General features: G+C 61.1%; 24 protein-coding genes. 17 read left to right on the top strand and 7 right to left on the bottom strand.

The window, feature by feature from the left end; genetic code table 11:
- The coding region (locus V4529_13595) for a ThiF family adenylyltransferase (GenBank protein MES2359362.1) at window positions 1-1,222 on the top strand (1,222 nt) is incomplete at its 5' end.
- 1,055 nt (window positions 1,223-2,277) lie between these two features.
- Here the strand turns inward: V4529_13595 and V4529_13590 are convergent.
- Window positions 2,278-5,019: a hypothetical protein gene (locus V4529_13590; protein MES2359361.1), complete on the bottom strand. Its 2,742-nt coding sequence runs from the start codon at window positions 5,017-5,019 to the stop codon at window positions 2,278-2,280.
- A 278-nt stretch (window positions 5,020-5,297) separates the two neighbouring features.
- On the opposite strand from V4529_13590, the gene V4529_13585 reads away from it, so the two are divergent.
- The 6 genes from V4529_13585 (at window position 5,298) to V4529_13560 (ending at window position 9,620) form a co-directional block, all read left to right on the top strand.
- The gene (locus V4529_13585; GenBank protein MES2359360.1) at window positions 5,298-5,657 is read left to right on the top strand and encodes a YciI family protein; all 360 of its coding nucleotides are present in this window, start codon (window positions 5,298-5,300) and stop codon (window positions 5,655-5,657) included.
- A gap of 163 nt (window positions 5,658-5,820) precedes the next feature.
- Window positions 5,821-6,606 (top strand): hypothetical protein, encoded by a 786-nt coding sequence (locus V4529_13580; protein ID MES2359359.1) that lies wholly within the window; start codon window positions 5,821-5,823, stop codon window positions 6,604-6,606.
- A gap of 159 nt (window positions 6,607-6,765) precedes the next feature.
- A complete protein-coding gene (locus tag V4529_13575; protein MES2359358.1) occupies window positions 6,766-8,046 on the top strand; it encodes an RNA polymerase sigma factor in 1,281 nt (426 codons plus the stop codon).
- Window positions 8,047-8,349: 303 nt separating this feature from the next.
- Complete coding sequence (locus V4529_13570; protein MES2359357.1) at window positions 8,350-8,913, top strand: hypothetical protein; 564 nt, start codon at window positions 8,350-8,352, stop codon at window positions 8,911-8,913.
- A gap of 33 nt (window positions 8,914-8,946) precedes the next feature.
- Window positions 8,947-9,198, top strand: coding sequence for a type II toxin-antitoxin system Phd/YefM family antitoxin (locus V4529_13565; protein ID MES2359356.1), 252 nt, complete (start codon window positions 8,947-8,949; stop codon window positions 9,196-9,198).
- Complete coding sequence (locus V4529_13560) at window positions 9,198-9,620, top strand: type II toxin-antitoxin system VapC family toxin (protein MES2359355.1); 423 nt, start codon at window positions 9,198-9,200, stop codon at window positions 9,618-9,620. Before V4529_13565 ends, V4529_13560 begins: the two co-directional genes overlap by 1 nt.
- A gap of 193 nt (window positions 9,621-9,813) precedes the next feature.
- Here V4529_13560 and V4529_13555 read toward each other — a convergent pair whose 3' ends face one another.
- Window positions 9,814-10,320, bottom strand: a complete 507-nt coding sequence (locus V4529_13555; GenBank protein ID MES2359354.1) for a carboxymuconolactone decarboxylase family protein — start codon at window positions 10,318-10,320, stop codon at window positions 9,814-9,816.
- Between the two features lie 73 nt (window positions 10,321-10,393).
- On the opposite strand from V4529_13555, the gene V4529_13550 reads away from it, so the two are divergent.
- From V4529_13550 to V4529_13515, 8 genes are all read left to right on the top strand, one after another.
- Window positions 10,394-11,284: a sigma-70 family RNA polymerase sigma factor gene (locus tag V4529_13550; protein ID MES2359353.1), complete on the top strand. Its 891-nt coding sequence runs from the start codon at window positions 10,394-10,396 to the stop codon at window positions 11,282-11,284.
- Window position 11,285: 1 nt separating this feature from the next.
- A complete protein-coding gene (locus V4529_13545; protein ID MES2359352.1) occupies window positions 11,286-11,696 on the top strand; it encodes a DUF3830 family protein in 411 nt (136 codons plus the stop codon).
- Between the two features lie 96 nt (window positions 11,697-11,792).
- Entirely contained in the window at window positions 11,793-12,152 is a 360-nt protein-coding gene (locus tag V4529_13540; protein ID MES2359351.1) for a glyoxalase superfamily protein, read from the top strand.
- A 101-nt stretch (window positions 12,153-12,253) separates the two neighbouring features.
- A complete protein-coding gene (locus V4529_13535; protein ID MES2359350.1) occupies window positions 12,254-12,814 on the top strand; it encodes a hypothetical protein in 561 nt (186 codons plus the stop codon).
- Window positions 12,815-12,922: 108 nt separating this feature from the next.
- Window positions 12,923-13,633, top strand: a complete 711-nt coding sequence (locus V4529_13530) for a transposase (GenBank protein ID MES2359349.1) — start codon at window positions 12,923-12,925, stop codon at window positions 13,631-13,633.
- 119 nt (window positions 13,634-13,752) lie between these two features.
- Window positions 13,753-15,138 (top strand): P1 family peptidase, encoded by a 1,386-nt coding sequence (locus V4529_13525; protein ID MES2359348.1) that lies wholly within the window; start codon window positions 13,753-13,755, stop codon window positions 15,136-15,138.
- 205 nt (window positions 15,139-15,343) lie between these two features.
- Window positions 15,344-16,816 (top strand): M28 family peptidase, encoded by a 1,473-nt coding sequence (locus V4529_13520; GenBank protein ID MES2359347.1) that lies wholly within the window; start codon window positions 15,344-15,346, stop codon window positions 16,814-16,816.
- Between the two features lie 197 nt (window positions 16,817-17,013).
- On the top strand, window positions 17,014-17,385 hold the full coding sequence (locus V4529_13515; GenBank protein ID MES2359346.1) for a hypothetical protein: 372 nt from the start codon (window positions 17,014-17,016) through the stop codon (window positions 17,383-17,385).
- Between the two features lie 81 nt (window positions 17,386-17,466).
- Here the strand turns inward: V4529_13515 and V4529_13510 are convergent, their stop codons facing one another.
- Window positions 17,467-17,808 (bottom strand): transcription initiation protein, encoded by a 342-nt coding sequence (locus V4529_13510; protein ID MES2359345.1) that lies wholly within the window; start codon window positions 17,806-17,808, stop codon window positions 17,467-17,469.
- 127 nt (window positions 17,809-17,935) lie between these two features.
- Window positions 17,936-18,418 (bottom strand): GNAT family N-acetyltransferase, encoded by a 483-nt coding sequence (locus V4529_13505; GenBank protein ID MES2359344.1) that lies wholly within the window; start codon window positions 18,416-18,418, stop codon window positions 17,936-17,938.
- Window positions 18,419-18,938: 520 nt separating this feature from the next.
- Between V4529_13505 and V4529_13500 the strand changes: the two genes are divergently transcribed.
- Together V4529_13500 and bla are read left to right on the top strand one after the other, a co-directional pair.
- Window positions 18,939-19,439 (top strand): hypothetical protein, encoded by a 501-nt coding sequence (locus V4529_13500; GenBank protein ID MES2359343.1) that lies wholly within the window; start codon window positions 18,939-18,941, stop codon window positions 19,437-19,439.
- Window positions 19,440-19,571: 132 nt separating this feature from the next.
- Window positions 19,572-20,519, top strand: a complete 948-nt coding sequence (bla, locus tag V4529_13495) for a subclass B3 metallo-beta-lactamase (GenBank protein MES2359342.1) — start codon at window positions 19,572-19,574, stop codon at window positions 20,517-20,519.
- Window positions 20,520-20,775: 256 nt separating this feature from the next.
- On the opposite strand, the gene V4529_13490 is transcribed toward bla, so the two are convergent.
- From V4529_13490 to V4529_13480, 3 genes are all read right to left on the bottom strand, one after another.
- Complete coding sequence (locus V4529_13490; GenBank protein ID MES2359341.1) at window positions 20,776-22,002, bottom strand: DUF6596 domain-containing protein; 1,227 nt, start codon at window positions 22,000-22,002, stop codon at window positions 20,776-20,778.
- Complete coding sequence (locus V4529_13485) at window positions 21,999-22,334, bottom strand: YciI family protein (protein MES2359340.1); 336 nt, start codon at window positions 22,332-22,334, stop codon at window positions 21,999-22,001. Before V4529_13485 ends, V4529_13490 begins: the two co-directional genes overlap by 4 nt.
- A gap of 108 nt (window positions 22,335-22,442) precedes the next feature.
- Entirely contained in the window at window positions 22,443-23,141 is a 699-nt protein-coding gene (locus tag V4529_13480) for a hypothetical protein (GenBank protein MES2359339.1), read from the bottom strand.
- Between the last annotated feature and the right edge of the window lie 144 nt (window positions 23,142-23,285).

Raw genomic sequence — 23,285 nt, 5'->3', positions numbered from 1 at the left:
CTCCTGCCTGAATATCAGGCTTATTGAGGCGTCCATCAAATCGGGGCAAGTTCAAACTGCCGCGAAATACGATCTCGGAATATTGAAGATACATAGCCATCCTGGCGGTTACGGAGATTTTTCCTCAATCGACGATGAGTCCGACCAAGACCTATTCAACTCCGTGTTTGGCTGGACCGACAGCATGTTCCCACATGCGAGTGCTGTCATGCTGCCACAAGGACGCATGTTCGGACGGGCGATTATGCCGGATGGTTCATTTCAACCGATTGACTCCATACTGGTTCCCGGCGACGATTTGCAATTCTGGATTCCAGAGCGCAGTGGCGCACTCCCGTCCTTTGTGCAACGCCACGCTCAAATGTTCGGTTCTGGCACAACACGCCGCCTGCACGAATTATCAGTCGCTGTCGTAGGGTGTTCTGGCACCGGCAGTCCGGTCATCGAGCAATTGGCTCGCCTCGGTGTTGGACGATTGGTGATCGTTGATCCTGATCGGGTCGAAGAAAAGAATCTGAACCGTATCCTCAATGCGACGCGCGAGGACGCTTATCTTAAGCGGTCCAAGGTAGAAGTTATGGCGCGAGCGATTGCGGCTATGGGATGTGGCACGGAACTCGAAATCATAGCCAATGATCTTGCGACGTCACGCGCCATCAAGGCAGTCGCCGAATGTGACGTTGTCTTTGGCTGTGTTGACGGTGTAGAAGGACGTCACCTACTTAACCGTCTAGCCGCTTTTTATGTACTTCCGTATTTCGACGTTGGTGTCAAACTCGAAGCGGATGGCTATGGTGGCATCAAGGAAGCCTGCGGTGCAGTGCATTATGTTCGGCCCGACGGATCAACACTTCAGGATCGGAAAGTATACAACACCGATCAGCTAAAGGCCGCTGGGTTGCGACGTACCGACCGTAAAGCCTACCAAAACCAAGTAAAGGCAGGTTATATAAGAGGCGTCGCCGAAGATCGACCGGCCGTCATCAGCATCAATATGCAGACGGCGAGCATCGCGATTAATGAACTTCTCGCGCGTCTACACCCCTACCGCTACGATGACAACGGTGAGTCCGCGATTGTAAGGACTAGCTTCATTGCAAGTATCACTTTTAGGGAGCCGGAAGGAGTTGCGTCTGGCGCCTTTTCCCGTCACATCGGCAAAGCCGACGTTCGGCCCCTGCTTGGGATGCCTGACCTCAGCGAACCGGAGGAAATGACTTGAGCTGGAGCGCGACATTTGTTAAGAGGTTGCAGAGTGTCCTCAAGTCTCTGCGACAACAACTGGCCGCACTCTGGCCTCCTCGCAAGCGCAGAATCTTTCGACATGTCAACGTTGATGAGTCTCCAAGCAAGTTCGATGCGGCAACAATCTATATCGCAGGTGAAAGCAACAATTTGTGGGCAGCCTTTATGATCTGTCCCTGTGGCTGCGGTGAAGTGATCGAACTTAATCTGCTCAAACAGGTCCGCCCTTGTTGGACGGTGCAAGAACACTCCGATAGAACAATCAGCCTCGCGCCGTCGATATGGCGGCAGAAGGGATGCCGAAGTCATTTTTTTTTCCACCATGGGCGGATCGAGTGGTGCTAAACGCTACGGCGCATGATAGATGCACCTGATAATTAGTACGCAGATATTGCGTTAGGCCTTGCTGCGTCCGCAGTCCGCGATATGAATGACACGGCGACACGGAGACACCACAGGCGGGCTTTGTCAATAACGCAATCCTTATATTTGAAGAGCCGCGGCATGAAAACAAGAAGACATGACTCTCCGCTCGCAAACTACGGCCGAGAGTGCTTACGCCGTCGGATTACGGTCGTGCATCCGAGTCATAGTTGGTTGGGCAAATTGGCATTTATGCCGTCTCGCCGCGCGAAAAGCTACGAGGTTGCGCCGGAAACGGTAGCTCTTTTGGGCACGTTGTGACTGCTGCGAGCGAGCTCTCGGGTGTGCGGCGAGCATAATTTCCACGCGCACCTCTCCCCACCCCCCATGAAGCGCCACGTTCTCACCTTCGACCTCATCGGCGGGCTTCTCATCGTCACCCTCCAATACCGAATACCGCTTCGTCGTGATCGAGCACTCCGTCCAGCTCTACGGCGCGCTCGTCGCCATTCTCTTCGCCCGCTCGGCATCTGGCTCGGCCTCCGCATCACCCGCAGACGGGAGACGATAGGATGAATGGTGTCAGGTCTTGCACCGTGCGCGCACGGCGCAAGACCTGACACCAGCACCATGACCCCAGCACCACCCCCAGCACCAACACGATAACCGTCAGCGTATCACTTCGGGCACCGCGCCGATGCGCCAGCCCTGCGTTGCCGCCACTCGCCCCTGCTTCGTCAGCTTCACGTCGCCGAGCTCGAGCGTGACGGTGTAATTCCCGAGCGGCGCCAGGCCGTCGAGCCCGTTCTGCGTGCGCGAACGAGGGGCCCCTGGTGGGTTCGCCACGCGCATGTCCCACAGGACGGTATTGATTCCGGCTGCGTTCGAACCCTTCAGCCTGGCAACTTCATGACCCGCGGAGTCGGTGATCGATACGGTCGCGGCGGCGTTGCCGGCGTGCTTCAGATAGTATCGTATTACCATTGCGGACGGCTCGTTCTGCGTCTGGATGCTGCGCTGTCCGAACAGATAGTCGTTCGCACCGAATGAGCGCGTGACGCGCTGCGTAGCCGGCGCGATCGCGAACATGTGAACATCCTCCGCGAGCACCGAGGGTGTCATCTCCTCGAGCGGCTCGATGTTCGTGATGAATATCCCGCGCCCGTATGTGCCGAGGATCAGATCGCGGGCCCTGGGCTGCACGACCAGATCGTGCACGGGAACCGGCGGCATGTTGTTGTTCATGTTCACCCAGTGCGTGCCGCCATCGACCGACACGAACGCGCCGCCGTCGTTTCCGACGAAGAGAAGATCCGGATTCCTGCTGTCCTCGAACACGACGTTGATGGGCTGGTCCGGAAGATTGCCGGTGATGGACTTCCACGTGCGTCCGAAATCGTCCGTCCGGTACAGGTACGGATGGAAATCGTCGAGCTTGTAGCCACTCTTGGATACGTACGCGCGCCCCGCAACGTGCGATGACGCGAATACTCGGCTGACGTACGCATCCTTGCGCGCGCCAACCGATGACAGGCGTGCAGTCATGTCGGTCCAGCTTCTTCCGCCGTCTTGTGTGAGCTGAACCTTGCCGTCGCTCGTGCCGACCCAGATGACGCCCGCCGTCACCGGCGATTCCGAGATTGTGGAAATCGCGAACCATGGGATGCCGCCGGGAACACCGCCTTCCGACTCCGGCATGATCTTGTCCGCCGGATGTGTGCTCAGGTCCGGGCTGATCTTCGTCCAGCTGTCACCGCGATCCGTGGATCGGAGCAGGAACTGGCTTCCCAGGTAGATCGTACTGCTATTGTGCGGTGAGATCTGCAGCGGCGTCTCCCAGATGAAGCGATACGGCACCTGGCCGGAATCCGGCCGAGGTGCGATGCTCTTCCGGTATCCCAGCTTCATGTCCACGCGCTCCGGCGCACCGTACTCTCTCGTGGTGTACAGCCAGCGATTGTTCGTGGTGTCTGGGAGCGCGACGATCCCGTCGCCATCGCCAACCGCAAACCAGTCCTGCTCCGTGATCCTGCCGGAAGCACTGTTGGATGGCCCCGTCCAGTTCTCGTGGTCCTGCAACCCGGCGTACACGTTGTACGGATCCTGCATGTCCGCGCTCACGGTATAGACGGAGCCGAGTGGCAGGTTGGAGAGCGCATCGCTCGTCCTGCCGCCGTCGTACGAAATGGCGATGCCGCCGTCACTCCCGAGAATCATCCTGTCGGAGTCTTCGGGATCGAACCAGAACGTGCGAAAGTCGCCGAAGAATCTGGGAAACGAGTTTTCGATATCCCATGTCCTGCCGCCATCTCGTGAGAGACCGCCTGGATATCCGGTGATGAAGATCGTGCTGTCGTTGTTCGGATCGACGCGGATCTGATTGAAGTAGTACGGACCCTTGGGTCCCACGTTCACCGAGTCCGGGTTCATCTTCGTCCAGGAAGTGCCGCCGTTCTCCGTACGATAGATCTCGTCGCCGACGGTTGGTGATCCCCTCTGTGTACGTGCAGCACTCGCAGTGCTCGCAGTGCTCGTGGTCGCGTCTCTCGGTCTGAGATTCTCGTTCTCGATGATCGCGTACAGGACTTGGGGATTACCGCGATATACGTCGAGACCGATTCTTCCGATCTGACCGGATGGCAGACCACCCGCGAGTCGAGTCCAGTGATCTCCGCCATCGGACGTCTTGTAGATGCCGGTCTTCGGACCGCCGTTGATCATGCGCCAGGGCAGCCGCGTCTTGTCGTACGTCGCGGCATAGAGGACCTTCGGATTGCGCGGATTCATCACGAGGTCGATGACGCCGGTGTTGTCGTCGATGTAGAGAACCTTCCGCCAGGTCCTGCCGCCGTCCGTCGTCCTGAATACGCCGCGTTCCGCGTTCCGTGAATAGAGGTGGCCCATCGCGGCGACATAGACGACGTCGGGATTGGTGGGGTCGATCACTATGCGCGCAATGTGCTGCGAATCCTTGAGACCCATGTTCGTCCAGCTCTTCCCGGCGTCGGTCGACTTGTAGACACCGTCGCCCGCATACGAGCTTCTGGACGTGAACGCGTCGCCGGTACCGACCCAGACGATGTCGGGATTGGACGGTGCGAGCGTCACGTCCCCGATCGAGAGCGTGCTCTGCCTGTCGAAGAGCGACTCCCAGGTCGTGCCGTTGTTGGTGGTCTTGAAGACCCCTCCGATCCACGGCGCCACGTACATCGTGTAGAGATGCGCGATCCGCGGCGACGCCGGCACGTCGATGTCGGCGATGCGCGCCTGCATGCGGAACGGGCCGATGTTTCGGTACTGGAGAGATGAGACGAGTCGGGTGGTGAGGGTGTCCGTGTCCTGCGCGTTGATTCGCGCGGCCGGCATCACTGCGCAGATGGCCGTGGCCGTGAAAAGGATTCCGTGTCTCATTGGAGCTGGCTCGTGTGGCTGTTCGGTGACCGCGTTGCCGGCGATTGCCCGGGGGTCGTCAAGCGGTTACGGTGACAGGATATAGTATCCAATCCCTGGTCCGGCAAGCACGCCCCCGGTAGGTGATGGCTGCGCACACGCCGCAATTGACGTGTTCAGCGGAACTCAATCACCAGAACCGACTTTTTTTAGACGGCTTGTAGAAATCCGGTCTGGCCGTTCGTCGTCATGGTGTAGGCGGAATAACCAGCCGACCGCAAACCAATTCAGGAGACGACATGCCGCAATATCTGGTTTCGACGTACTTCCCCGACAACTTCGATCCGTCGACTATCGACGAAGCAGCAGTAGAGGGAATTCACGCGTTCAACAGGGAATTGGACGCTGCCGGCGTGACGAAGTTTGCCTGCGGTCTCGGCGCGGCCCACACGCTCCGGACACAGCCCGACGGGGAGCTGCTTCTTACCGACGGGCCATATCTGGAGGCCAAGGAACACGTAGGCGGATTGTCGATCTGGGAGTGTGCCGACCTGGACGAGGTACGTGCCTGGGCGCTCAGGGCTGCCAGTTTGTGCGGCGTGTCCATGCCGGCCGAGGTGCGGGAGATCTTCTTCGTGCCCGCTCCCGAAAAGGGCTGAGCACACGGCCAAATGGCGATCGGCGGCTGCAATCCCGTTTGCGGAATTGGAGAGGATTAGCCCAAAGCAGACTATCCAGGTCCGACCGGTCGGCGCGGCAACTCGCTGCTGCACGCTCGAGGAATCCCAATCCATTACCCCCAGATTCTCAGGAGGGAAAAACATGCGCGAAAACGGCGTCGGCGCAATCGGTTTCAAGTCTCTCGCACTGCTGGTCTTGCTCGGCGGGGCGCGCACGGCAAGGGCACAGAATGTCGAGACGCGCTATCCGAAGATGGCGCCCGTCAAAGAGTATCTGATGGACCGAAGCGCGGAGATCGCCTTGGCGCGAAGTGCGGCGCCGGAGTCGATATCCCGCGACGCGACGGTGCTGGTTCTGGGGCCGGGCGGATATGAGACAGCGGTCCACGGGAAAAACGGCTTCGTCTGCTTCGTGGGGAGAGCATGGGGCGCGGCATTCGATTGGGATGAATTCTGGAACCCCAACGTTAAGGCCGCTGATTGTCTCAACCCGCAAGCCGCGCGCTCGATCGTGCCCATCGTGACTCTGCGCGCCCGAATGGTCCTGGCCGGTCGCTCCAGGCAGGAGATCTTGTCTGCACTGAATACCGCATACAGGAAGAGACAACTGCCGGCGCTCGAAAACGGGGCAATGGACTACATGATGTCCAAATCCTCATACCTTACCGATCGCGGCGGCCACAATATGCCGCATCTCATGTTCTACACGCTCGTTCGAGACGCTGGAGACTGGGGATCGGGAGCGGCAGGATCGCCGGTGATGTCCAGCGCGTACTGGTTCTTCGCTCCGAAAAAGGAAACTCGAGTCAGTGAGCTGCCGCCCATTCTCGTGTTCCTGGTAGCGCAATCGACATGGTCCGACGGAACGCTTGCAAACGCGCAAGCAAACGCGCAAGCAAACGCGCAAGCAAGCGCGCAACATGAATGACGGATAGGCGATCCGCGAGCGCAGGTTGCCCGTCCCCGTTCCTATTGCGGCTCCGAATCGACCAGTGCCGCACTCGTATCAACGGGCGATTCAACTAGCACATGACCTCCAGCATGCGACGGATTGCACGGCTGCGTGGAAACTCGTACCCTTACCGGTATGGGCGATGTTCAGGGGACGATAGAGGCCGTCTGGAAGATCGAGGCAAGTCGGCTCATTTCTGCGATTGCCCGCGTCACCGGCGACATCAGCATTGCCGAGGAATTGGCGCAGGACGCGCTGGTTCTGGCATTTGAGCGGTGGCCGCATGAGGGTATTCCCGAGAATCCCGCTGCGTGGCTGATGATAGCGGCGAAGCGGCGAGCCATCGACGGTCTGCGTCGTGGACGGATGATTGCGCAGAAGCACGAGGAGATTACCCGAGACATTGAATGGCAGCAGCAGCGGCTCTGTGAGGCGATGGATCAGGCTCTCGATCAGGTCATCGACGACGACGTACTCCGGCTCATCTTCACCGCGTGCCATCCTGTGCTGCCGGTCGAGGGCCGCGTTGCACTTACCCTGCGCTTGCTTGGTGGTCTCTCTACCGCTGAGACTGCCCGCGCACTGCTGGTCACCGAGAAGACGATGGGACAACGGATTTCCCGCGCCAAGAAGGCGCTATCCAACGCCCGGGTACCCTTCGAGACGCCGCGTGGTGATGAGCTGAAACGCAGGCTGAAGTCAGTACTGTCAGTAGTGTACCTGATTTTCAACGAAGGTTACACAGCGACATCAGGCGCGGAGTGGATGCGATCAGAACTCTCCGCCGAGGCGTTGCGGCTCGGATGGCTTCTTGCGCAGCTTCTGCCGGACGAATCTGAAGTTCACGCGCTTCTGGCCTTGATGGAACTGAACGCCTCGCGCGCTGCGGCTCGCGTGGGAAGCGACGGTGAGCCGGTATTGCTTCCGGATCAGGATCGTTCGCTCTGGGACCGCGCGCAGGTTCAGCGTGGCATGGCCGCGCTCGAACGCGCTGAACGGCTCGGCGGGGGTGCCGGAAACTATGCGTTGCAGGCGGCAATAGCCGCTTGTCACATGCGTGCCCGCACCGCCGACGAGACCGATTGGGAACGCATCGTGTTCCTCTATCACAACTTGCTCGACGTCAATCCGTCTCCCGTCGTAGGACTCAATCGCGCAGTTGCTGTAGGTATGGCCTACGGTCCAGCTGCAGGGCTGAATGCACTCGATTCCATCGCGGCAGGCCTTTCCGACACTGCGCTGGCTTCCTATCACCTCTTTCCCAGCGTTCGAGGAGACCTGCTCATGAAACTGGGCAGATTCGCCGAGGCAGGGAAGGAAATCCAGCGCGCCATCGCTCTGACGCAGAACCGTCGAGAGCAGATGCTGTTGGCGCGCAGACTCAAGGAGACGGAAGAAGCCGCCCCATCGATTTAGGGAGTGAGTGCAAAACCGGGGTCAGAGTGCAGAAGAGCGAGAGTTCTGGCTTGACCCACTAACGAATGGCTGGACCGACTGGAGCGCATCGACCCTGAAGTCCGCGTCGCTGTGCTCGACGGGCAGACTCGGCCTTAGTTCATACTGACGTCTGCGGCAGAACGTACACCGCGCAACCGACAACTCGGAAGCGGTCGACTTCCGAGCAGCTTCCGAGTCCTTTGCCACATTCCGGCACCTGACGCGAAAGGACCTCGACACGCTTCAGAAAGGGAGTCCGTCCCCACTCCGTCCCCGCACGCCATGATAACGCTTCGCTGCTCCGCTCAATTGCTCCGCCGCCTGGGTGACGTACGCGGCGCCGAGGTCCCGGCGTCAGGCAAGCTGGGCGACTGGTACGCGAGGATTGTGGCGACCCGTCCGCGTCATCTCGTACTCTGCACCAACGAGCGCTCGCTTCTCTGCGTGGTCATCCCGCTCGCGCCGCAGCACCAGCTGCTCGACCGATTCGTCGAGGCTGCACGGCACAGAATCAACCAGATTCCAGCTCCAGCAGAAGCTCGCATGAAGGAGCGCCCCGCGCTCGCGGACGTGCAACTCGGGCGCGCGACGAACCGGTCAGTCATTGGCAGCATGAACGAGTTCACGTACGCCATCGACGCATGGTTCGCGCACCGGTCGGGCGATGATCTCGAGGCGCTCGGCCTGTGGCTCTGCGATACACCCTGCTTTCCACTGCGCACGACGTGGCCCTGGCGCGAGGCCGAGTTGCTGCTGACGGGCCGCGGATGGGACGACCCGTCTGCTACGACCCGAGTGCTGCCACATCCACCTGACCCAATCCCGCGAGATGACCATGGACATTGACCATAGTCCATTATCTGGCTATGATACGGTACCATGGCCGACGACACCCAGACCATCAGCATCTCGCACTTCAAAGCCACCTGCCTTGCGGTGCTCGAGACGGTACGCCAGACCGGACTGCCTGTCCGCGTAACCCGGCGCGGTGAACCCGTGGCGGAGATCGTTCCGGTGCCGCCCGGCAGCAGCGATGCAACATGGATCGGCTCGCTCAGCGGTGCCATTCGTGTGCAAGGCGACATCGTGTCGCCCGTCGCAGACGCGGATGAGTGGGAGGCACTCGACTAGTGCAGTTGCTGCTGGATACGCATATCTGGATCTGGAGCGTGTCCGCGCCGGAGAATCTCTCTCCAAAGGTCCGAAAGGCGCTCGAGTCGCCGGAAAATGTGCTCTGGCTGTCGCCGATAAGTGTGTGGGAGGCAACACTACTCCTGCAACGCGGCCGGATTGTCGCCGACCGCGATCCGGAAGATGCAGTTCGTGAGATGCTTCACGCCGTGCCGCAGCGCATCGCCGCGCTGACCTACGACGTAGCGATGGCGAGCTGTACGCTCAAGCTCGCGCACCGCGATCCCGCTGATCGGTTTCTCGCGGCGACTGCGAAGGTCCACGGCCTGACGCTGGTTACCGCGGACAGCCGCCTGCTTGCGTCGCGCGAATATGCGACTCTCGCGAATTCCGCACGACGCAAGGGGAAACGGGGTGGTTGAAGCCTCCGTCACTTCGACCCTCGCACGCCTTACGGCGCGGTAGACACACCACAGCGTGTCCGGCAGCGCGTGCAGGCCGCGCTGCACGCGCCCTCTGCATGACGATGTCGTACGGACTCGCCGAAAGTTCAGTCATGATGGTAAAGACCAAGTGAGCAGCTCGCTGATACACAACCTCGGCGCTGGTAAATCACTACCACTCCCCGGCCGGTTGGCGAGTAGTGACGTTGAGCCGGTTGAACAGATTGACGAGCGCGACGTGCAGCACCAGCGCCGCCAACCCGCGTTCATCGAAGTGCTCCGCGGCCGCCTGCCAGATGTCATCAGGCACCGCATCCGCACGGTCGTCCAGTCGCGTCATGCACTCGGTGAGCGCAAGCGCGGCGCGCTCGTCGGCGGCGAAGCGCGACGAGTCGTGCCAGGCTGCTACCGCCAGCAGCCGGTCGTCCAGCTCACCCGAACGCAGCTCGTGGTTGATAGTTCCTTCTATACAGGAGCTGCACCCGTTGATCTGGCTGGCACGCATGTGCGTCAACGCCAGGATGCTCGGGCTCAGTCCTCCCTTCTGCACGGCAACCAGCATCTTCTGAATACCTTCCAGCGCGTCCGGCACCATCGCGGCAGGGTTCAGGAGTCGCGGCTGGATCGTAACCAGCGTTTCTGGTGCTGGGGTCGTGGGTCGTTCCTGCAATGTTGGCATGTTCACTCCTCGTCACATCGGTGTTGTTACCTTCGTCAATGCGTTGACGTAACGAACCGAAAGAGTGTGACCGATGACTGAACACGACGCCCTGGCGCGGCAATTCGAAACTTCGCGCGACCATCTGCGGGCGGTTGCGTATCGCATGCTGGGGTCGACCACCGAGGCGGACGACGCGGTGCAGGAGGCGTGGCTGCGAGTTAGCCGCGCGGACGCCGATGACGTGGATAACATGGGCGGGTGGCTCACGACCATCGTGAGTCGCGTGTGTCTGGACATGCTGCGGTCACGTCGCGCACGCGCGGAGGAATCACTGGGCGCGCACGAACCCGAGCCGTCGGCCGGACGTCGCCACGAACGTGGCGCGGAGGCGGACGCGCTGCTGGCCGATTCTGTTGGCATGGCGCTGGTGATCGTGCTCGAAAAGCTGGCGCCCGCCGAGCGCGTGGCGTTTGTGCTGCACGACATGTTCGACCTGACGTTCGAAGAGATCGCGCCGATCGTTCAGCGCTCGCCGATGGCCGCGCGTCAGTTGGCGAGCAGAGCGCGACGTCGCGTGCGAGGGGCATCGGGGAGCGTGGAGACCGACCGGCGGCGGCAACGCGAGGTCGTCGAAGCGTTTCTTGCGGCGTCCAAGGCAGGCGACCTGGAGAAATTGATCGCGGTGCTCGACCCGGACGTGGTGGTCCGCGGCGACGCCGCTGCGGTGAAGCTGGGCGGTCACGCGGAAGTCGTGGGCGCCGCCGCGGTCGCGGATCTATTCAAGGGACGCGCGCGGACGGCCGTGGTCGGGTTGGTGGACGGCGAGGTCGGCGTTCATGTGCCTGTGCCCCGCCGGATGCTGCTGGTGTTTCAGATCGCGTTCGCCGACGACGGACGCATCGCCGCGATGGATGTGGTGGGGGATCCGGCGGCCATCGAAAGGCTGGCGCTTGCGTCGCTCACCGATTCTTCTGATGATTGACATGATCACAATCACTGTCGCGAACACATTTGCCTTCACGGCGAAATTGCTTGCCGATCGCGCTCCCAACACCTGCGCTGCGTTCACTGCGCTGCTTCCCTATCGCCAGCGCCTGATCCATGCCCGCTGGAGCGGCGAGGCATGCTGGATCCCGCTCGGCGACTATCAGCTCGGTGTCGGATACGAGAACCACACGAGCCATCCGTCGCGCGGCGATCTGCTCTGGTATCCGGGCGGGATCAGCGAAACGGAGCTGCTGTTCGCGTACGGCTCGTCAGTCTTCGGAAGCAAGGCCGGTCAGCTCGCAGGAAATCATTTTCTCGAAATCATAGAAGGCCGAGAACGTCTCGAGGAGATGGGGCGCTACGTGCTGTATCATGGCGCGCAGGACATCGTATTCGAAGCGGCGTGAGGTCATATTTATAACGAGTGCTGCAACAGTCGGCCGATTCAAGCAGTTGGTCGATCGGGGTACTAATGATTCGCGCTGATAATGAGGGAACGAGCCGTGCCAGGCCAGACTGCTCACAGGTGGTACACGCGCCCGGTTCTTTTCGTCGCCGATGTGAACCGCGCGCTTCAGTTCTACGTCGACATGCTCGGCTTCGAGAAGCGTTGGCATGAAGGCGATGGTGCGGGAAAGGTCTGCCAGGTAAGTCGGGGCGAATGCGAGATCATTCTCTGTGAGGACGCCGCACGCAGAGACAGGGGACGCCTGTTCATCGAGCTGACGCCGGCCGCCCTTGCAGAATTGCGTCGTGAACTTGTCGAGCGATCGGTTCCTAATTTCACGTCGTGGTGGGGCTACGACGTGCTCCAGGTCGACGATCCTGATGGCAACGAGCTGCTGTTTCCTGTCTCCGACTGAACAGCATCTCGGTCGGTGACGACCCTGCACCCAGCACCCGCCCGTGCGCAGCATATTTCACGCGCGACGCAGGATCCGACCCAATACCCAATAGCCCCCGTATGACAGAACATTGGGCAACTCTCGTTTCGATCATCATCGGCCTCGGAATAGCCGATCTGCTCGTCAATTTTCACAGACTGATCCACGCTCGAAAGCACGTTGAATGGGATGCGTTACCGCTTGTGTGGGCCGCGATCGCATTGCTGTGGCTGTTCAATTACTGGTGGGCCGTTGGCGCGGGCTTGGACGGTTCGCGGAATGCTCGCGTGGTCGGTGACTATGTGCTTCTCGCTGTGCTTCCGATCCTGCTGTTTCTCATGTCTGCCAGCGTATTGCCGAGAGCCATCCCGGAATCAGGCGGGCTCGACATGCGCGCGGAATGGGCAAAGAGCAGAGATGTTTTCCTCACGATTCTGGCAATCAATCAGGTAGCAACCTGGATCGTTGCAATCGCTGTCAGCGGCGCTGTCACTCTTGATTTCGTCGGTCTCGTGCGCACCATCGCTCTTCTGAGTGCGGTGGGGGCCCTGCTCTTCAGGTCTCGGCGATTCGAGTGGTCGGCGGCGATCGTCGTACTCGTCGTTGCCGTTGCTCGAATTTCGAGCCAGGCGATTCGATGAGTAAACCGGGGTCAGAGTGCAATTTTCTGGTTCCGGATGTCGTAATCCGCTGAACGGGGAGACCTCCGTCCCATTTTATGTTGTAGCTCGCTTCACCGGAGCTTCACCATGGCACGCCGCCCGCGCCTCGACATCCCTGGGATCGCGCAGCACGTAGTCCAACGAGGCAACGATCGAAAGCCGTGCTTCTTTCGCGAGTCGGACTATCTCTGTTATCTGCAGGCTCTGCACGAACTGTCCGTGCGGGAACATTGTGCCGTGCATGCGTACGTGCTAATGACGAACCATGTCCATCTGCTCGTCACGCCTGATGCACAGGGACAAGTCTCCCGCCTGATGCAGTCGCTCGGGCGTCGCTACGTGCGTTACGTAAACGACCGTTATCACCGCACAGGGACGCTGTGGGAAGGACGTTACAAGGCATCTCTGGTGGATAGCGACAGTTACCTGCTCTGTTGCTATCGCTACATCGAACTGAATCCTGTGCGGGCGCAGATGGTGGCAGAGCCCAGGGACTATCGCTGGTCGAGCTATGGAGCCAACGCATTCGGTGCCCGGGATCCGGCGATTCGCGCGCATCCGACCTACCTCGCGCTCGGCGACGATGCCGTAACGCGGCGCGCGGCGTATCGGACAATGGTCAGCGGCGCCATTTCGGAGCAGGACCTTCATGCCATCCGTCTGCAGCTGCAACGCCAGCACGCGCTCGGTCCGGATACCTTTCGTGCAGGGATCGAAGCGAAGCTGGGACGCCGCGCAGGCCCAGGAAAGGCGGGACGGCCACGCAAGGATCGTGAGACTCGAAAAATTGTACTCTGACCCCGGTTTGCTAGTACCCGCGAGAGCCCAGACTCCCGCACGAAACGGCGCGATGGCAAAGTCGTAGATTCTGAGAACCGCCGACGGCTAGTTGCTCCGATCACACACACGCTCTCGTCATGCGAATCGTTCTTGCATCGTTGATGCTCCTTCCTGCGGCGATCATCGCACAGGATTCAGTACCCGTTCCGCGAGTGAACCCTGACGGCCCGGCGTTGACGTTCGACTTCCCCGGGATGCGCATCGGTGTGGCCGAGTATGACGAAGGGCCCACCGGAACGACTGTGTTTTATTTTCCGGGAAAGGTGGTCGGCGCCGTGGATGTACGAGGCGGCGCGCCAGGAACGATCTTCACCGACGCACTGCGATTGGGTATCCGCGAGCGGCGACTGGATGGTGTTGTCTTTTCGGGCGGCTCCGCTTACGGGCTTGCAGCCGCGACAGGGGCGGCGGCGGCGCTCAAACCACAACGAGTGCGCGATGGTCAGTGGGGAACGGCGGCATGGTTCGCAGGTGCGATCATCTATGACATCGCGGGTCGCCGGCTCTCAACCGTAACACCCGATGAGGCCCTCGGCGCAGCTGCATTGAACGCAGCGGTTGAGGGACGCTTCCCACTGGGCCCGCGCGGCGCCGGCAGGTCCGCGATGGAAGGCTATTTTTTTACCGACAAATCCACCGGCGGTCGTGACTGGCCACATTCGGGCCAGGGTGGCGCGTTCCGGCAGATCGGGCCCACCAAAATCGCGGTCTTCACGGTAGTGAACGCAGTGGGTGCCGTGGTCGATCGTCGTGGCCGACGGGTACGGTGTTCGTATGCGCCAAGTACGGAGAATTGCGGCACCATAGAGGACGCTCTCGCGCGCCGTCTCCCGCAGCTGAATGCACCTAGCGCCACCAGCGTAAGCGACGGTCCGATTGAATCCGCGGGCCTCAGCAGTAATACGACCATTACCCTCGTTGTGACGAATCAAAAACTGGAAGTGCGCGAGCTGCAGCGTCTGGCAATTCAGGTTCACATGTCGATGTCACGCGCCATCCAGCCGTTCAGCACTACCGACGATGGCGATGCGCTGTTCGCCGTCACTACCGATGAGGTAGACAACCCGTCACTTTCGGCTCTGGATCTGAGCACGATTGCGTCCGAAACCGCGTGGGATGCAGTTCTAGCGAGCGTGCCACCGCAGGATCCTGTGCGCCCCACTGCTCCGATCCGCATTCCGGCGTCCGAACTGGACTCGACTATCGGTACCTACCAGTTCCCCTCGGGCACGCGCGTGACTGTGGCGCGCGAGGGCGATCATCTGCACACGACGCTGGTTGGCAGCGGTGGAATATTCTTTTCGCAGAAAGGCAACACGCTGATACCGGTGGCTGCGCACGAGTTCCTCATCGCCGGACCGCGCCAGGATCGTGTGTTGTTCGAGTCGTCCGGTGCCCACGTAACGGCAATGACGCTCAACCCCGGCCAGTGGGCTCAGAATGCCATCGCGATTCACCGATGACGGCAGTCGGCCTCCGCGAACAGCTTCAGGCCACACTCGGTGACTGCTACTCCATTGAGCGTGAGCTTGGCTGTGGTGGCATGGCGCGAATCCAGCCGGTCGGTCGCTGAAATGGTACTATATAGCTGTCAGAACGCCGCTCGACTGGAATATGGAGCGGGCGTGGAATTATCGATCGGTATCAAACGCAATCGGAGTCAGGATAATGGAGGAGCGTCAAATAGCAGGGCATCGTTCGTCGTTCGCGCGGCTGCTGGTCACGTTGTCGGTGAGCGCGCTGTTGCCTTTCACGCAGGCAGTGGCGCAGAAGAGTGCCGCGGCGCCGAGTTCACGCAGCGCAGCGCAAAAGAAATCGGCGTGGGTTGTGCGACCGGAGTGGGTGGCGGCGCACGAGCGTTTTCTGTCGAGCGATGCGATGCACGGTCGCGGAAGCGCGACTCGCGATGAACAGATTACGGCAACCTACGTTGCTTCCGAGTTCATGGCCTATGGGCTGAAGACCGCGCCAGGCATGACGGGATACATACAGAGCGCTGAAGTCGTATCGCCAACGTTGTCGGGTAATGCAACGCTCACAGTTGGCAACGTGACGTTGAAGGAAGGCGATGATTTTCATCTTCTCATCGCTTCCGGCGTTCCCGTAACCGCAACGTTGGTGAAAGTCCTGCCCGAGAATCTGGCGCAGGCGCACGCCAAAGGCGCGGTCGTTCTCGTTGGCGGCGATCCACTAAAAGCGATGGGCTTGGCGACGCAACTGATTCGCGCTGGTGCAGCTGTCGTGCTGGTACCAGCGAGTCCGGCGACGGACGCGATGTCCACGCAACTGGGCGGACGTACTCGCGTAGGCGTTCGGCTCAAGGACAGCCCGCAACCAGCAATTGCACGGAATGTCGTCGTGCTCACGGCTGCTGCAGCCGCTCGGGTCGCAAGTGAGAACGATGGCGCGCCCGCGACTCTCGCGGTACAGGTTGCGCCGCAGGCTGAACCACGCATGACGTACAACGCGATTGGATATCTGCAGGGTACCGATCCGTCGGCCGGAACGATTCTGCTTTCTGCGCATCTGGACCATCTGGGAATCGGACGACCGGTAAAGGGCGACTCGATTTACAACGGAGCGAACGACGACGCGGCCGGAACTACGGCGGTGATGGAGCTTGCGCATGCACTCGCGGCAGGCCCGAGGCTCCGACGGAGCATTCTGTTCGTCTGTTACGGTAGCGAGGAAATTGGCGAGCTCGGCTCGACATATTTCGGTGAGCATCCGCCGGTGCCGCTGACAAGTCTCGTTGCGAATGTCGAATTCGAGATGATCGGCAATCAGGATCCCAAGACGTCCAAGGGCACGTTGTTGTTCACTGGATGGGAGCGATCGAATCTTGGACCCGCGCTCAAGGCACACGGTGCGTTGCTCGGACCGGATCCGTACCCGGAGGAGCACTTCTTCGAGCGCTCGGACAACTATGCGCTCGCGCTGAAGGGAGTAGTGGCGCACACCGCAGCAGGTTGGGGAACACCACCGACCTATCATCAGCCGGATGATGAGTTTTCGAATCTCAACATTCCTTTCATGACGTCTGCGATTCAGAGTCTGATCGATCCACTGCGGTGGCTCGCGACGAGCGACTTCAAGCCGGCGTGGAATGCTGGTGGCCGGCCGGAGCGCGGAGGGCGGTAGGCGAAATACGGGATCAGGGCAGACTTTATTGAAACCAGCCAATGGCATTTATCGTCTGGCGCAACGACTCGATTCGTTGCACCGTTGAAGCCGCTTTCCCAGACACCCTGGCGAGCTATCTCGCCAGGGTGCAGTGACTTGCCGCACAGCGCAGGACATGATCCCGATCAGGTAAACCATTACGCCCGGAGCGCCCGATGAAACCAAGCGTCATGCTGACCGTCGCATCGTTGCTCACGCTTCTCCTCGTCATGTTTCACCTGACGGACGACGTACTCCTGCAGCCCGACGGAGCGGTCGCATTCCCCATTCCGGTCATCATCTTCGTCGTGTGGCTCTACGGGACGCTCATGTTGTCCGATCGGGCGCTGGGGTACGTCATCATGCTGCTTGGTGGTTTGGCTGGGGCAGCGATGATCGTCATGCACTCGAAGGGTGGTATAGTCCCCAAGAACGGCGGCTTCTTTTTCGTATGGACGCTGTTCGCACTCAGTGCGACGGGTTGGTTCACCGCGATCCTCTCGGCGCGCGGATTGTGGCTGAAGCTTCGCGCCAGACGTACCACGTAAAACCGGGGTCAGAGTACAATTTCCGCGCGCCCGCGGTTGGTTCCCGGAAATTGTACTCTGACCCCGGTTCTTACACTGACCTCAGGACTGCGGGTCGAACCCGAAGACGCGCAGTTCCTGGTCGCAGCGACAGGCCCTGGCGATGCGCGCCGCCCACACGATGGCCTCATCGCGCGAAGGCAGCTCCAACACGGTGAAGCCGCCGTCGAGCTTGGGCGCCCAGGGATAGCCGCCCGTTGCAACCGTGCCGTCGGCAGAGACGAGCACGGGCGGTACGTCTTCGTCGATTCCGCCGCCGAAGACGTAAACACCGGCGGCTTTCGCCTCGTCGATCACAGCGTGCGCGGCGCGGCCTACGGCTTCGCATTCGCCATCGGGTACAATCATCGCCGCGCTTGGAAAAGAGATCAGGTATTTGGCCATGGTGCTCCTTCTGGGGATGGACGGCGGTTGTGAAGTTTGTGTGTGGCGTAACGCCTTAGCTAAGTTGCGGGCGAGTACAATAAAAGCGAATGCGCAGCATTCGCAATCCTTAAATCGCCCGTCAGCTTCAGCGTTCGTTAGCCAACGGCTCCGTGATGCGTTTCGTCAGCGTAATTTGCGGGCCCGCCGTGCCCGCGAGCGACGCGCCCGTCCGCTGATACCCATGCCGCTCATAGAAGCAAGCCCCGGTGATACTCGCATCGACGCGCAACTCGCCGACCCCGGACTTTCGCGCGTTTCGTTCGAGCTGCTCCAGTAAGCGCGTGCCGACGCCGCGGCGCTGCCACTCCGGATGCACGAAGAAGGTCGCAAGCTCGTTCCCCTCGCGCGCCGCCGTCGCCATGACCTCGCCTCCGCAGACGGCGACCAGACAATCGCGTTCCTGCGCTAACAGCCGCAGCTTGCCTGGTGTGAAGTACGCGATCAGCGCCTCGAGGCGATCGGCCGGGTAATCGCCGGCGTTAGACGTACGCATCGTCGCGGCAATCAACGATGATACGGCGACGGCGTCGGCCGGCTCGAAGCTTCTCACGACGACAGCATTGGGCATCCGGTTCGGCCACCGAGGCGATATGTGTCGCTGGCTAACGCATATTAGACCGCAAAGTTCTGCTTCAAAAACACTGCAAGCACGCAGTATAAGATGCTCCCCCTTCGCATCTGCGCAAGATCTAACTCGTGGCGCACCACATACTTCGTATGTGTCGCGCGGTCGTTCAGAGTCTGTCTTATACTGCGAAGAATGCAGTATAAGACCAAATGAGCGACACCACGCTGTACCTCCCGTCACTCCTCCAGAGTCAGGCCGTCTGCCGGACTTCGCACGCCGCGGCCAACCTTGTTCAATAGCTGCGCGCGGGTCATGGCCGTGCTGAGATCACTGTGGCCGAACAACTCCTGTATTGTTCTGATATCAAGCTCATCGCCCCGCGGATGCGTTGCGAACGAAGGGGAGAAACAGGGGTCGGGAGTGTATCTTTTTCAGTCGATTCCAACGCCTCGGCTCAGCAAAACCATACTCTGCCCTGATCACTGGTTTGCGGTGATACTTACTCTATCGGAGGTGTCAAATGAGCTCACACGCACATTGGAGACCGACTCTACTCCTGATCGTCCTCGCGCTCGCGGGGACAGACTCATCTGCAGTAGCTGCGCAGGCCAGCAAGACCGCGATCGAGGCGACCATCAAGAGAGACGTCGCTCAACTGGTCGCTGGCCTCAATGGTCATGACGCAGTCAGGACAACGGCCTACGACGCACCGAATGTGATTTCCATGGAATGCGGCAGTCCGTCGAGGACCGGGATCAAAGCGGATAGAGACGGTTTCAGTACCGGCTTTGCGCGCGACCCTCACTGGCACGTACATCTGATCGATGAGGCCGTGGATGTCGCCCGTAGCGGAGACCTGGCAGTCTACCGTGGCATCTATGACGAAGACAACGGCAATGCAGGTGTGGTGATGACGCACAAAACGAACTTCATCGCCGAGTTCAAACGCCAGAGCGATGGATCGATGAAGATCGTCTGGTATAGCGTCTCCAACATGGGAGAACCTCATCCGAAGAAGTGAGGACGGGATCAGGACATGTAGAAACAGGGGTCGGAGTGCATTTTTTCTCCTGGGTTCCAGCGCCTGGTGGCACGAAACTGGACTCTGACCCCGGTTTTCCCGAAATTGGACTCTGACCCCGGTTTTTCCACAATGCGCTTGTCGATATCCGCGATTCTCATTGCCAGCCTGATCGCGCCGAGTACGTATGCACAGACTCCATCCGCACAGCCGGCGAATGCTGCGAGCGTGTTGTCATGCGCGAGCGATCCTTCGTGGACGGCTCCGCAGAAGCCGTTTCAGATCTACGGCAACACCTGGTATGTAGGACCTCGTGGCATCACCGTGCTGCTCGTAAAAACGAGTACGGGTGATGTTCTGATCGACGGCGGAGTGCCCACCGACGGCGCACTGGTCGAAGCGAATCTCCGGGAGCTGGGGATCGATCTCCACGACATCAAATGGATCCTCAATTCGCACGCGCATTGCGATCACGCGGGCAGCATCGCACAACTCGCTCTGGCCACTGGCGCGCAGGTGATCGCGAACGCCGCTGATACCGCCTTGCTGGCGCGCGGCGGTCACGACGATCCGCAGTACGGCGACAGATTGCCGTTTCCGCCGGTCCATGTCGCGCGCACGGTCAGTGATGGCGAGACTATACGCGTGGGCGACCTGGTACTGACTGCTCACTCGACACCGGGCCACACCAGAGGCAACACGACCTGGACGTGGACGTCATGCGAGGGCGAGCGCTGTCTGCATATGGTCGATATCGGCAGCGTGTCGGCGCCTGGTTACAAGTTGATCGACAACCCGAAGTACCCGGACATCGTCAAGGATTTCGAGTACAGCTTCGCGATGGTCGCGGCACTGCCTTGCGACATCCCGCTCGCTCCGCATCCCGGCGTGGTGAATTTCTGGGAACGCGTGACCAGGCGCGAGCAGGGCGACGCTGATGCACTGGTGGATCGCGCGGGATGCCGCGCTGTCGCGAAGGACGCACGCAAAAGTTTCGAGGCACAACTTGCGAAGGAGCGCACCGCTGCTGATTCGGCAAGGCAGCCAGTATCAGCTCGACGCCGGAATCATGTCCCATGACAGTTGATCGGTTCGTGAAATGGGGGTCCGGAAACGGGTGTCAGGTCTTGCCCCCCGCGCGCTTACACTCTGAGTTGCTATCGATCCGGCTCACGCGCGACTATTTGATACCGAACTCGTCGCCGACTGTGCGGTCGAAGCACCGCAGCGTTTGGCGAAACACTGCAACGACCGGAAGCGACGCACGGCGCACTTTCACAAACGCCGGCAACGCGCCGGCCGCCCGATCATCCCTGCTGCCTCGTACGTCCGCGAGCTACTCCAACGTTTCGCGTCGACGCGCGAGGTACGCGCTCTCGGCCGCGTTCCCCGAGAGCTCGATCGCCCTGTCGTACGCCGCGCGCGCCTCCGGCATCGATCCCAGCCGCCGCAGCAGGTCGGCGCGTGTCGCATGGTAGGCGTGATAGCCGGCGAGCGTGTCATCGAGCATGTCGACGATCGCGAGCGCCGCTCGCGGCCCATCGACCTCGGCGACCGCGATGGCGCGGTTCAGCGTGACGACCGGCGACGGATCGATGCGAGCGAGCTGATCGTACAGCGCGACGATCTGCGACCAGTCAGTATCCCGCACGTGTCGGACGGAGGTGTGCACCGTGTTGATCGCCGCGTGTATCTGGTAGCGCCCCGGAGCCACGCCGGAAGCCAGTCGCTCGCGCACCAATCGATGTCCCTCGGCGATCATCGCCGCATCCCAGCTCGCACGATCCTGCTCTCCGAGCGGGACCAGCTCGCCACGCTCGGAAACTCGCGTCGTCCTGCGTGCCTCGATGAGCAGCATCAACGCGAGCAGTCCGGCCACCTCGCCGTCGTCTGGCATGAGCACGTGCACGAGCCGCGTGAGCCGGATCGCCTCGGCGGTGAGCGCAGGACGGATCGGATCGGCGTCGGGTCCCGTCGCCAGGTAGCCTTCGTTGAAGACGAGGAACAGCACGGCGAGTATTCCAGAGACCCGCCCGGGAAGATCCTCCACCGATGGCGTGCGATATGGTATGCGAGCGACGCGGATCTTCCCCTTCGCGCGCGTGATCCGCTGCCCCATCGCGGTCTCCTGCACGAAGAAGGCGCGAGCGATCTCCGCCACCGTCAGCCCGCCTGCCATGCGCAGCGTGAGCGCGACGCGCGCCTCCATCGAGAGCGCCGGATGGCAGCAGGTGAAGATCAACCGCAGCCGTTCGTCCCCGATCGCATCGAGCGGCTCGGGCTCGTCGTCGATGTAGAGCATCTGCGCCTCTCTCTGCTTGCCGTCGCGCTTGTTCTCGCGTCGGATCCAGTCGATGGCTTTGCGATTGGCCGCGGTCATCAGCCACGCGCCTGGATTTGGAGGTACGCCGTCCGACGGCCACCTCACGACCGCGGTCGCGAATGCCTCGGCCGCTGCTTCTTCGGCGACGTCGAGATTGCCGAAGCGCTTCGCCAGGGCGGCGACCACGCGGGCCCACTCCTCGTGGTGCGCGCGCGTGATCGCTTCCTGGACGTCCATCACTCAGGGTTGGAAAGGAACGGCCGAACCTCGACCTTGCGATTGCACGCCTTGGAGCCCGCGGCGGCGAGCTTGAGCGCGACGTCGAGATCGGACGCGTCGATGATCCAGAAGCCGGCGAGGTATTCCTTCGACTCCACGAACGGCCCGTCGGTGAACACTTCCTCGCCGCGGCGGTTGTCGATCACGGTGGCCGTGTCCGGGGTGCCGAGCCCGCCAGCGAAGACCCAGTGACCATTCGCCTGGAGTCGCTCGTTGAAGACGTCGATCGCAGCCATCTCGGCGTCGTCAGCGAGACTGGCACCCTCGGCGATCACGGAAAGCAGATAATGCATCTCGAACTTCTCCTGGGTTTGGGGCGCGCATGCGGCCCGTTCACTCCTACAACGTACGGACCGCCCTCGATCCGACAACACTCCCGAAATCTCGCTGCGCAGCTCCGCTCAGCGGGCGGGCGTTCCATCCGACCAGTGCTGCACGGGAATCGCGAACCCCGTCAGGTGGTTGACCGTGTCTTCCATCCCGAGCACCGGGGACCCCGGCAGATTCGCTCCCCAATTGGCCGGATCGAAATGCGAATAGAAGAACATGATGTGCGACGGCCAGTGCTTGCTGCTGTCGCCGGCGTATCCCTGCTTCGACATCATGTAGCACATCGCGCCGGGCGCCATCGGCGGCAGCTCCTTCGTGGCGATGGCCGTCGTCGTGGCCTTCTCCACTTGATCCTTCGTCCGTCCCGCCAGCGCCAGCGCCGCTCGCTTCAGAATAATTGGAAGATGCGACTGCGCGCTCGGTGCGTTCTCACACTGTGGAACGCGCACTTTCGGATTCCAGAAGTCGGGATCGGGCGCGGAGCTCCATCCACGATCAACGAAGCAGACGAAGCCGTTCTTCCCCGCGACCGCGGTCTCGAAGCCGTGACGACCGAGCACCAGCACCGCCGCGTCGCGTGAGATGGAGGCCGGCGCTGCGGTGCGCGCCAGCGCGATCTCCGCGGTCCGGTCCATTAGATACTGCTCGACCGGAGCCATGCGCGGATACGTCGTCGCGCCGCCCTGCGCCCTCGCTGAATTCGCCGCGCCGAGCACGGCGAGTACTGCGATCGTGTTGATTGCGATCGAGCGGATCCTGGTTCGCTGCATTGGTCTGTTCTCCTCGTAGTGGGGCGTGGTGTTCCAATCAGTCTCACCACTACAACGAACAGACTTGCCCCGATCCGACAGCACCGTCGAAAATCTTTCGGGCCGCGCTGCCAGGCCCGTTCGAACGTCGGATGGATCACGTTC

The sequence above is a fragment of the Gemmatimonadota bacterium genome (assembly GCA_040388625.1).
GTDB lineage: Bacteria > Gemmatimonadota > Gemmatimonadetes > Gemmatimonadales > Gemmatimonadaceae > Fen-1247.
Note: the sequence above shows the minus strand (reverse complement) of the source record. Positions and strands in the feature narration are given on the sequence as shown.